The 3,167-nt window shown below is 49.7% G+C and carries 3 protein-coding genes; 2 read left to right on the top strand and 1 reads right to left on the bottom strand.

Translation table 11 applies throughout. From position 1 onward, the window contains the following. Positions 1-1,112 (top strand): citrate synthase 2 (locus ACKOVI_RS06155; protein ID WP_509603210.1); only part of this gene is annotated, 1,112 nt, incomplete at its 5' end. Then, positions 1,113-2,474, top strand: a complete 1,362-nt coding sequence (locus ACKOVI_RS06150) for a cryptochrome/photolyase family protein (protein ID WP_509603209.1) — start codon at positions 1,113-1,115, stop codon at positions 2,472-2,474. On the opposite strand, the gene ACKOVI_RS06145 is transcribed toward ACKOVI_RS06150, so the two are convergent. After that, the coding region (locus tag ACKOVI_RS06145; RefSeq protein ID WP_509603208.1) for a GGDEF domain-containing protein at positions 2,440-3,167 on the bottom strand (728 nt) is incomplete at its 5' end. The genes ACKOVI_RS06150 and ACKOVI_RS06145 overlap by 35 nt on opposite strands.

Below are 3,167 nucleotides of genomic sequence, written 5' to 3'. Positions count from 1 at the left end.
CAGATGATTTCAAGCCAGGTCTTGAAGGCGTCATTGCTTTCGAGTCAGAGATCGCAGAGCCAGATAAAGAAGGTAGCGCTCTTCGTTACCGTGGTGTTGATATTGAAGATCTCGTAGGTCGAGTCTCATTCGGAAACGTATGGGGACTTCTCGTCGATGATGAATTCAATCCAGGTCTTCCTAATGCAGAGCAGTTCCCACTCCCGGTTCACTCAGGCGATGTTCGCGTTGATGTGCAATCTGCAATCGCGATGCTCGCACCAGCCTGGGGCTTTAAGCCACTTCTCGATATTGATGATGCAGAAGCGCGCAACAACCTTGCTCGCGCTTCAGTCATGGTTCTTTCATATCTCGCACAAGCTGCTCGCGGAGTAATTGCGCCAGCTGTTCCAGAGTCAGAGATTGATAAAGCACATACAGTTGTAGAGCGAATGATGATTCGCTGGCGTGGAGAGCCAGATCCACTACACGTTCGTGCAATCGATGCGTACTTCGTATCAGCTGCAGAACACGGAATGAATGCCTCAACATTTACATCTCGCGTCATCGCATCAACAGGTGCAGATGTTGCAGCTGCACTTTCTGGTGCAATAGGTGCAATGTCTGGCCCACTTCATGGTGGCGCACCTTCTCGCGTACTTCACATGATTGAAGAAGTTGAGAAGACTGGTAACGCAGAGGCTTACGTCAAGGGACTTCTTGATCGCAAGGAGCGCTTAATGGGATTCGGTCACCGCGTCTATCGCGCAGAAGATCCACGCGCTCGTACATTGCGTCGCACAGCTAAAGAACTTAACGCTCCACGTTACGCAGTGGCTGAAGCGCTTGAGAAGGCAGCGCTGAAGGAACTTCGTGAGCGCCAACCAGATCGCGTTCTTGAAACAAACGTTGAGTTCTGGGCAGCAATCATCTTGGACTTCGCAGAAGTTCCAGCACCGCTCTTCACTTCAATGTTTACAGCGGCTCGTACCGCAGGTTGGTCTGCGCATATCCTCGAGCAAAAGCGCACAGGTCGCTTGATCCGCCCTTCAGCTCGCTATGTTGGCAAAGGTCCTCGTAAGCCGGAAGATGTAGCTGGCTGGGATGCGACCGTAGAACAACTCCACAAGTAGGTGAAGCGCTCGATCATCTGGTTTCGCAGAGATCTGCGAATTAGTGATCACCCTGCACTCAATGCCGCCATTGAAGGCAGCGACGAGATAGTTCCTGTCTTCATCCTCGATCCTGCATTGATTCAACAGGCTGGAAGCAAGCGTCTTGCCTACCTTGGTCAGTCACTTCGAGCCCTCGATGAATCGCTCAATGGTGGACTTCATCTCATGGTGGGTAATGTCGTAGACGTTTTGAAAGAACTTCAAAAGCGTTATGGTGCTGATGAAGTTCACATATCTGCTGAATACGAACCATATGGAGCAGCTCGAGATGCTCGGGTCCGTGCCGCCGGAATTAATCTGATTGCAACTGGAAGTCCATATGCCGTTGCTCCTGGCCGAGTAGTAAAGCCAACAGATGGAACCCCATACAAGGTTTACACACCTTTTTATAAGAACTGGTGCATTCACGGTTGGCGCGCACCTGCTCCTACTCCGAAGAAAATTGTCACAGCAATACCCGCGGAGGCCGATCGCAATTTTCCTGATTGGCCATTGCCAGCAGGTGCGGTCATTTCACCAGCAGGCGAAAAAGCTGCTCTAGAACGATTTCAGCAATTTAAAAAGAGCGCACTCGATACTTACGATGAAAACCGCAATATTCCAGGTGTCGATGGAACCTCAAAGATGTCAGCACATTTGAAGTTTGGTGAGATTCATCCACGAACATTGCTTGAAGGTCTTGGCGACAGCAAAGCACATGACACGTTCCGGAAAGAGATTGCATGGCGCGAGTTCTATGCCGATGTGCTCTTTCACAACCCTCATACTGAGAATGACTATTACTCTGAGAAATTTGTAGCTATGCGTTATGACGCACCTGGTGCGCAGCTCGAAGCATGGAAGCAGGGTAAAACCGGATTCCCATTCGTTGATGCTGCGATGCGTCAGTTACTTCTTGAAGGATGGATGCACAACCGCACTCGTATGGTTGTCGCTTCGTTTCTGGTAAAGGACCTCCATCTCGAATGGCAGCATGGTGCCGATTTCTTTAAGGAGCATCTCGTTGATTTCGATGTTGCTTCGAACGCCCATGGTTGGCAATGGACTGCCGGCACAGGTACTGATGCGTCGCCGTATTACCGAGTCTTCAACCCCATTGAACAAGGCAAGAAGTTTGATACGGATGGAACTTACATTCGAAAGTATGTTCCAGAACTTGCCCACTTAAACGGCAGTGATATTCACGAGCCGTGGCTCTATCTCGATGGCTATAGCCATGGATATCCAGAGCGAATTGTCGATCATGCCGTCGAACGAGTTGAATCTCTTGAGCGCCTTAAAGAAATTAAAGTTGAGCTACCCCCATATCCATCTGCTTAGCTCGATACATAGCGTCATCAGCTCGCTTTAAAAGGTTTCCAGCTCCGTCATTGTGGACATAGCCAATGCTGACTCCTACTTGGATTGATATCCCGCGCACCGTGAATGGGTAGGTCAGCGAAGCTCGCAGAGCGTGAGCGCTCTCAAGGGTCTCTTCGTAACTTCCGTGAACAAGTACGCCGAACTCATCCCCGCCGAGTCGCGCCAATAAAGCTCCAGTCGGAAGGGTGCGGATAAATCTCTGCGCCACTTGTCGTAGAAGTAGATCTCCTACCTCGTGCCCATACTGGTCATTGACGGGTTTGAATTGATCGAGGTCAAGCAACATAAAGGCACCCTCTGCATGTGAGAAGTTTTCAATCTCTGCCAACATGCGTCGCCGATTAGCGAGTCCAGTCAATTCGTCAGTACGAGCCAACATCCTCTCTGATACCAGGGTTCGTGCTTCTCGAAGCGCTGTACTCATACGGATAAAGGCGAGAAGCAAATTAGCAATCGATGGAATCAATATATACATCGGAAATATATTGGGCTTCAAAGCGCTGATGGCGAGAAGTATCGGGCTAATGAAAATTGAAACCGCTACAAGAGCTGGATGAATCGGAGTGAAATTCTCATTCTTCTTGCTTTCATATGAAGTAGAGCTAGCGATGAGAGCCACTGCTATAAGCCAACCGTTATCAGCGATGCTGC

Origin of the sequence: Candidatus Planktophila sp., assembly GCF_046070465.1 — a bacterium.
Taxonomy (GTDB): Bacteria; Actinomycetota; Actinomycetes; order Nanopelagicales; family Nanopelagicaceae; genus Planktophila.
This window is presented reverse-complemented; position numbering and strand designations above follow the sequence as displayed.